At 72.6% G+C, this 7,270-nt stretch carries 5 protein-coding genes and 1 pseudogene; 3 read left to right on the forward strand and 3 right to left on the reverse strand.

The genetic code is table 11. The features are described from left to right. On the reverse strand, positions 1–857 hold an 857-nt coding region (locus tag ACFV4P_RS34835; protein ID WP_380477505.1), incomplete at its 3' end, for a helix-turn-helix transcriptional regulator. 104 nt (positions 858–961) lie between these two features. Here ACFV4P_RS34835 and ACFV4P_RS34840 point away from each other — a divergent pair. Both ACFV4P_RS34840 and ACFV4P_RS34845 read left to right on the forward strand, forming a co-directional pair. Beyond that, positions 962–2,389, forward strand: a complete 1,428-nt coding sequence (locus tag ACFV4P_RS34840) for an MFS transporter (protein ID WP_380477506.1) — start codon at positions 962–964, stop codon at positions 2,387–2,389. Between the two features lie 1,173 nt (positions 2,390–3,562). After that, positions 3,563–4,078 (forward strand): annotated as a pseudogene (locus ACFV4P_RS34845) (transposase); the annotation flags it as partial. On the opposite strand, the gene ACFV4P_RS34850 reads toward ACFV4P_RS34845, so the two are convergent. Beyond that, a complete protein-coding gene (locus tag ACFV4P_RS34850) occupies positions 4,079–4,402 on the reverse strand; it encodes a hypothetical protein (RefSeq protein WP_380477507.1) in 324 nt (107 codons plus the stop codon). Positions 4,403–4,741: 339 nt separating this feature from the next. On the opposite strand from ACFV4P_RS34850, the gene ACFV4P_RS34855 reads away from it, so the two are divergent. Further along, the gene (locus ACFV4P_RS34855; protein ID WP_380477508.1) at positions 4,742–5,623 is read left to right on the forward strand and encodes an alpha/beta fold hydrolase; all 882 of its coding nucleotides are present in this window, start codon (positions 4,742–4,744) and stop codon (positions 5,621–5,623) included. A 1,465-nt stretch (positions 5,624–7,088) separates the two neighbouring features. On the opposite strand, the gene ACFV4P_RS34860 is transcribed toward ACFV4P_RS34855, so the two are convergent. Continuing rightward, positions 7,089–7,270 (reverse strand): hypothetical protein (locus ACFV4P_RS34860; protein ID WP_380477509.1); only part of this gene is annotated, 182 nt, incomplete at its 5' end.

Here is a 7,270-nt window from a genome sequence, read left to right on the forward strand (position 1 = left end):
GTGGTGGCGGGTTGGTGGTGGGTGGTGTGGTTGTGGGTGTGGTGGGTTTGGAGGTGGTGGAGGGCGGTGTGGGTGGGGGTGTGGGGTTCGGTGGTGAAGGCGATGAGGAGGAGGTCGGGTTGTTGGGTGTGGAGGATTTCTTGGTGGAGGGTGAGGGGGCCGGCGTGGGGGTGGTGGAGGTGGTTGGTGAAGTTGTCGCAGGTGGCGATGGTGTGGTTGTTCCAGAGGGTGGTGAAGTGGGGGCTGGTGGTGGTGAGTTCGGTGATGAGGTTGTTGAGGTGGGGGTTGTGGGGGTGTTGGGCGGTGGTCATGCGGAGGTGGGCGACGACGGAGTGGGTTTTGGCGTGCCAGTTGGTGTAGAGGGTGCGGGTGGGTGGGTCGGTGAAGAGGGTGCGGGTCATGTTGGGGCGGTGGTGGGGGTGGGGGTGGTGGGGGGCGAAGACGGTGTGGGCGAGGGGGTTCCAGGCGAGGACGTCGGTGGCGGGTCCGAGGGCGATGAGGGGTATGTCGTTGGTCATGGTGATGAGGCGTTGGATGCCCGGGGGGACGGCGACGGGGTGGGGGTCGGGGTCGGGGTGGGGGGTGCGGTGGGGTCGGGCGAGGGTGTGGAGGTGGGTGGTTTCGGCGTCGGTGAGGCGCAGGGCGCGGGCGAGGGCGTCGAGGACGGTGTCGGAGACGTTCTGGCCGAGGCCCTGTTCGAGTCGGGCGTAGTAGGAGACGCTGACGCCGGCGAGTTGGGCGAGTTCTTCTCTGCGTAGGCCGGGTACGCGGCGTCGTCGGCCGTAGTGTCCGAGTCCGGCGTCGGCCGGGTGGAGTCTGGCCCTGCGGGACTTGAGGAATGTGCCGAGCTCTCCCATGGGGGTCATTATGCTGAAGCGGGGGCTGTGGAGCGTAGCCTTCGCAGTGGGACGTTTGGCAGGTGTCTGGCTAGGGGGCGGGTGGTCTTCCAGGCTTGGGTGCCATGACCGAGCCTTCCGTTTCGTCCGGCCGTTTGAGTACGCGTCTCAGGTTGACCCTGTTCGTGCTGCTGGGCGCGCAGTTCATGTTGTCCGTCGATTTCTCGATCCTGAACGTCGCGTTGCCGCAGATCGGTTCGGGGGTGGGGATATCGGCGGGGGATCTGCCGTGGGTGGCGTCGGCGTATGCGTTGCCGGCGGCGGGTTTCACGTTGTTGTTCGGCCGGATCGCGGATCTGTTCGGGCGTCGGCGGTTGTTCTTGGCGGGTATCTCGCTGTTGACGGTGGCGTCGGTGCTGGGGGGTCTGGCGGACAGTGCGTCGCTGTTGCTGGCGGCGCGGGTGCTGCAGGGTCTGTCGACGGCGATGGCGGCTCCGGCGGCGTTGTCGTTGTTGACGACGTCGTTCTCCGAGGGGGCGATGCGTGAGCGGGTGCTGGGTCTGAACGGTGCGCTGCTGTCGGGCGGGTTCACGGTGGGCGCTCTGGTGGGCGGGACGCTGGTGGGTCTGTTGAGCTGGCGTTGGGCGTTTTTGATCAATGTGCCGGTGGCGGTGGCGATTTTGGTGGCGACGCCGCGGTTGATCGCGGACAGTCGGGCGCCGGAGAAGGTGCGGCTGGATGTGCCGGGCGCGGTGTCGGTGACGGCGGGTCTGCTGGCGTTCACGTACGGCGTGATCGATCGGAGTGTGTGGATCGCGGCGGTGGGCGTGGTGCTGCTGGGGGTGTTCTGGGCGGTGGAGCTGCGGGCTCCGGCGCCGCTGGCGTCGGTGCGGATCCTGAAGCGTCCGAGTGTGAAGTGGGGGAACTTCGCGGGTCTGGTGGTGTTCTCGATGGAGAGCGCGCTGATCTTCCTGATGACGTTGTATCTGCAGGACGTGCTGCATTTCGCGCCGTTGACGACGGGTCTGATCTTCGGTGTGCCGGGGTTGGCGGCGGTGGCCGCGGGCGTGGTGGCGGGTCGTGCGATCGGCCGGTACGGGACGCGGTCGGTGTTGGTGGTGGGTCTGCTGGTGCAGGGTCTGGCGACGGCGCCGCTGGTGCTGCTGGGCACGGACCGGGTGATGCTGGCGGTGTTGCTGCCGGCGTTGTTCGTGGGGTTCTTCGGGCATGTGACGTCGATCGTGGCGTACACGGTGACGGCGACGTCGGGGCTGCCGGATTCGGAGCAGGGTCTGGCGACGGGTCTTGCGGCGTTGAGTCAGCAGGTGGCGGCGACGATCGGTATTCCGGTGCTGAGCGCGGTGGCGGCGTTGCGGGCGGTGCAGTTGGACGGGATCCGGCTGGCGCTGGCGGTGGACGTGGCGGTGACGCTGGTGGCGGTGGGTCTGGTGTGGGTGGGTCTGCGGGTGCGTTCCGGCGGGGCCGGGGCGGGTGCGGACGCGGTGGCGCCGGTCGTCGAGGTCGGGGTCGGGGAGCGGGCGGCGGCCGGCTGAGGCGCGGGCCGGGCGCCGGGCGGCGGGTGGAGCGGCCGCCGGGTGTCGGGCTGGGGCTGCCGTCGAGTTCGTTGATCAGCCGCCTGGCGGCGGGCCTGTGGGCCTGTTGCCGGGCGGCTTTCCGGTTTTGCGGGGCGGGGCGGGGCCGTCGGGCGGGCGGGCGGGTGGCGGTGGTGGGGGGTGGGGCGTCGGCCGGGGTGTTGAACGGGCGTCCGGTGGCGGGGTGTTGGGCTGCCGGGCGGCTGTCCGGGTGGTGGGGCGGCGGCCGGGCCGGTCGTGGGCCGGGGGTGTTGAGCGGGTGGCGGGGTTTGCGGGGCGGGGCGTCGGAGTGGTGGGGGCGTCGGCCGGGGTGTTGAACGGGCGTCCGGCGGCGGGGTGTTGGGCGGCTGCCGGCTGCCGGCCGGCGGGCTTCCGGGCTTCCGGGGGGCGGGTTCTCGGGTTCTCGGTTGTGGGGCTGGGGGTGTTGGGCGGGCGGCGGGTGGTTGTCGGCCTGTTGGGCGGGGTGTTGATCGGCCGTCGGGTGCTCGGGTGTCGGCGGTCCGGGGCGGGTCGCCGGTGGGTGGTCGGTCCGGGTGTCGCTGGTCGGCCTGTCGGTCGTCCGGGTGGGTGGGGTTGCTGAACATTGGTGACATGCTTGTGTGTTGGCCGTGTGTCGGGTCGTGCCGGGTCTGCGGGTGGTGGCGGTGTGGTGGGGCGGGGTCCGGTCGGGTGTCGGCGGGGGGTGTGGCGGTCGTGCCGGTGGTCGGCCTGTGTGCTCGTTCGGTGCCGGTGCCGGTGCCGGTGCCGGTGGATACGGTGGCGAGGCCCGGGCGCCGGTCGGTTGTCGGTCTGTTGGGCGGTTTGCCGGGTGGGTTGTTGGATGGCCGCCGGGTGGCGGGGCGTCGGCTGTTCGGGGCGGGTCTCAGGTGGGCGGGCATTGGCCTGGGTGCTGTTGTCGGCCTGCCGGGCAGTGGGCGCGGGTTCGGCTGTTGAACGTCCGTGAGGAAGCCGGTTGTCGACGGGCTGTCGGTTGACCGGTCGGGCTCGTTCCGGCTCGGTTCCGCCGGGGCTTCGGGGGCATCCGCCCGGCCGTGCCCTGCCCTGTCCGGTCCGTGCGTCCGAGCCCGCCGCGCTCGGGCCCGGCAGGCCGTTCGGTCCGGAGAGCTGGCGTCCGGCTGTCTGCTGCGGGGTCGACAGAGCCGTCCGGAGCGGATGCCGGCGACCCGCGGGCACACCTGTGGCGTGGCGTGCTTCCGCGGCTGCTGCTCGGCGGGCGACGACACCCTGTGGGGCGTCAACCGGCGCCGCAAGGGCACCGCGAACACCCTGGCCGCGCTCAGGTCGATCCGGACCGCACGTCCGGACGGCGCCCCGGCCTACGTGATCCTGGACAACCTCTCCGCCCACAACGGCAAGAAGGTCCTGCGCTGGGCGAAGAACAACAACGTCCACCTGTGCTTCACCCCGACCAACACCTCCTGGGCGAACCCGATCGAGGCGCACTTCGGCCCGCTGAGACAGTTCACGCTCGCCAACTCCAACCATCCGAACCACACGGTCCAGACTCGGGAGCCGCACGCCTACCTGCGCTGGCGCAACACCAACGCACGCCACCCCGACGTCCTCGCGGCCCGACGCCGTGAACGTGCCCGCATCCGCGGCGAGAAAGGCATCCGCCGGGGCGGCCGACCGGTGGCCGCCGCGGCCTGACTACTGCGACGCCCGCAAGGCCGCCCCAGCGGAGGCGACATCAAGGTCGATCACGACCTCCTCGCCCTCCCCGCGGCCACGCTCCGAGATCGCCAGGCCGACAAAGGCCAGCTCCGCGGCCCGGTCCCGCAGCATGTACTCCTCATGGGACTCAGGAGCGCGCCCGCCCAACTCGTCACGCTCCCAGGCGTCCACCGCGGCCTCGGCCACGGCCCGGGGCAGCCGCATCGTGACCAGGCCGACCTGGGCGGCGACATGCTCCCCGATCGCGGCCAGCACCTTCGAGTCATCCCGACACCGGGCGTACTGCTCCTGGTCCACCACGGGGCGAGGCTACCCAAGTCCGCCGGAGTGTCGCGGGGCGGTGGTCGGGCGGCGGGCTGTCGGGCGGGGGTGGGTGGTGGGCGGGGGTCTGGGGCGGGTGGTGGGTGGGGTGGGGGTGTTGAAGACGGCAGCCACGGAGAAGGTGGCGGGGATCATTGCCCGGGATGATCGGTGGGCGGTCGGCGGAGGGGTCTTGCGGGTTGTCGTGGGGCCCGGTCCGTCGTCCGTGCGCGCCGGGCGGCCGGGTTTTCGGGTCGGGCCGGTGGTGCTGGGCGGCCGGGTCTGCGGGTTCGGCCGCCGCCCGTGTATTCCTTTTCCGTCGCGAGGAACGGACCGGCTGTGGACGTGAACAGAGTCACCGTCAACGACATCGATTTCGCCTACGTGGAGCAGGGCGAGGGGCCGCTGGCCCTGCTGATGCACGGTTTTCCCATGTCGCCGGCGACGTACCGGCATCTGATGCCCGCGCTGGCCGGGGCGGGCTACCGTGCCGTCGCGCCGTACTTGCGCGGGTTCGCGCCGTCGGGGCTGCCCGCGGACGGCTCGTTCGGGATAGCGGACCTGGTGGCCGATGTGAACGGCCTGCACGAGGCGTTGGGCGGCGGCGGGGACGCCGTGCTGGTGGGGCACGATTTCAGCGCGCCGGCGGTGTGGGGCGCGGCGCGCGACGGCGGGCGCTGGTCGCGGGCGGTGGTGTGCGACGTCCCGCCGTTCGCGGTGTTCGGGCCGATGGTCCTCACGCCGCGGGGCGTGGACGCGCTGAGCCATTTCTGGTTCTTCCAGACGGCGGTGGCCGAGCAGGTCGTCGCCGCGGACGACTTCGCCTACTTCGACTGGATCTACCGGAAGTTCACCGCGGACGGCTTCGACGCGGCGGAGGACCTCAAGCACGCCAAGGACGCCCTGCGGGCGCCGGAGAACCTGGCGGCGGCCCTCGCCCTGTACCGGACGGCGTTCCCGCCGGAGCGGTTCGGCACGCCGCAGTGGGCGCAGGAGCACTTCGAGGTGTGGGGCGCCCCGCCGGGCGCGCCGGTGCTCAACCTGTTCGGGTCCGAGGATCCCAGCTTCGTGATCACCGACGAGGCGCTGGCGGCCATCGTCGAGGCCCTGCCCGCGGGTTCGCACGCCGAGGTGGTGCAGGGGGCGGGCCACATCGGGCTCGTCGAGAAGCCCGACGAGGTCAACGGCCTCATCCTGCGCTTCCTGGCCGGAGAGCTCTGAGCGCCGTAGCGGGCGGAGCGGCCCGGCCGGGGAGCTCCGCCCGCGTCGCCCGCGCGGGGCGGGCGGGGCGGGCGACCGGCGGAGTGTGACGGGCGGAGTGTGACGGGCGGCCGTCGGGCGCGCCGGGCGGGAGTCCGCTCCCGCGTGGGCGGTGGGCGGAGGCGGTCGGCCGGCGGTGTGGGGGCGGTCGATTTCCCTTGTGGGAGGTCAACAGCCCTCGCGCGGACGGGTGTTCGTCATTGCGAGGCCGGTCGTCGGTGGTCGGTGTGCGGGCGGTCGTGCGTCCACGCGTCGGCGGTCGGCGGTGGTTGTTGCGAGGCCGGTCGGCCGTGGAAGGGTGTTCCGTTCCCGCGTGGGCGGTGGTCGGCAGGGGTGGTGTCGCGCACCCTCGCGCGGGTGGTCGATGCTCCGGGCGGGCGGTCGACGGTCTTTGCGTGGGCGGGTGTTCGCTTTCGTGTGGACGGTGGTCGGTCGGTCGGTCGGTCGGTGGTGTGCGGGCGGTCGCGCGTCCTCACATGGGGGTCGATTTCCCTTGTGGGAGGTCAACAGCCTTCGCGTGGAAGGGTGTTCGTCGTTGCGAGGTCGGCGGTCGGCGGTCGGCGGTCGGCGGTCGGTGGTGGTCGTTGCGAGGTCGGTCGGTCGGTCGGCCGTGGCTGGGTGGGTGTTCCGTTCCTGCGGGGGCGGTGGTCGGCCGGGGTGGTGTCGCGCACCCTCGCGCGGGTGGTCGATGTCCCGGGTGGGCGGTCGACGGCCGTTGCCCGGGCGGGTGTTCGTTCCCGGTGAGGTCGGCGGTCGGTGTGGACGGGTGCTGTAGTCGGGGAGGCGGTCGTCGGCGGGGGAGGTGGTCGCGCGTTCTCGCGCGGGCGGGTCGATCTCCCGGGCGGGTGGCCAACGGCCGTTGCTCGGGCGGGTGTTCGTTCTCGGCGAGGTCGGTGGTCGGCGGGCCGCCGGGCGTTGCCGGGCGGGCGGGCGGTCTCCCGTGTGGGGCGGGTGTCCGGCGTCGCGTGTCCGGTCGGCGGTCGGCGGTCGGCGGTCGCTGTGCGGAGTCGTGGTCTTCGGTTGTGGTGCGGGTGGTCGATTCTCTTTGTGCGTGCTGGAGTTCGCCGTCGAATTGGTGGTCGGCGGGGATTGCCCGGGCGGGTTTCGGGTTCGGTGCGGGCGGCCGGTGGTTTCCGCGGGTGCGGTCGACGGCCATTGCCGTGGGCGGGTGTTCGTTGTTTCGCGGGCGGTCGACCGTGTTCGCGCGGGCTGTCGTTCGCCGTCGAATGGAGGCCGGCGGCCTTTGCGCGGGCGGATTTTCGTCCCTGTACGGGAAGGCGGCCGGCCGGCCCTTGCGCGGTCGGCCGGCTTCGCGTGGGCGGTCGCACGTCGCCGCGCGGGTGCCCGGGCCGCCGGCGCGGGGACGGGGACGGGCCGTCCGCGCACCGGCGGGCGGCCCGGCGGCCCCGCGGGGCGGCGGTCGGGGTCAGGAGGCGAACTTGTCCTGGCCGTTCCACCAGTTCTCGCCCGGGCCCTTGGCGGTGGCGTCGTCGTAGCGGTGGTGGGGGGGGCGGCCGGGGCAGGGGTGGGCCGGGCCCGCCCCCCGCCGGCGCCCGCGCGTCCACACCACCGAGAGCAGGATTCTGATGGTGAGCTCGGTGACCCGGG

The organism is Kitasatospora sp. NPDC059795, assembly GCF_042732175.1.
Taxonomy (GTDB): domain Bacteria; phylum Actinomycetota; class Actinomycetes; order Streptomycetales; family Streptomycetaceae; genus Kitasatospora.

What these genes read in the sequence shown, in the direction of transcription:
- ACFV4P_RS34840 (WP_380477506.1), top strand. Translation starts at nt 962, where the DNA reads ATGACCGAGCCTTCCGTTTCGTCCGGCCGTTTGAGTACGCGTCTCAGG.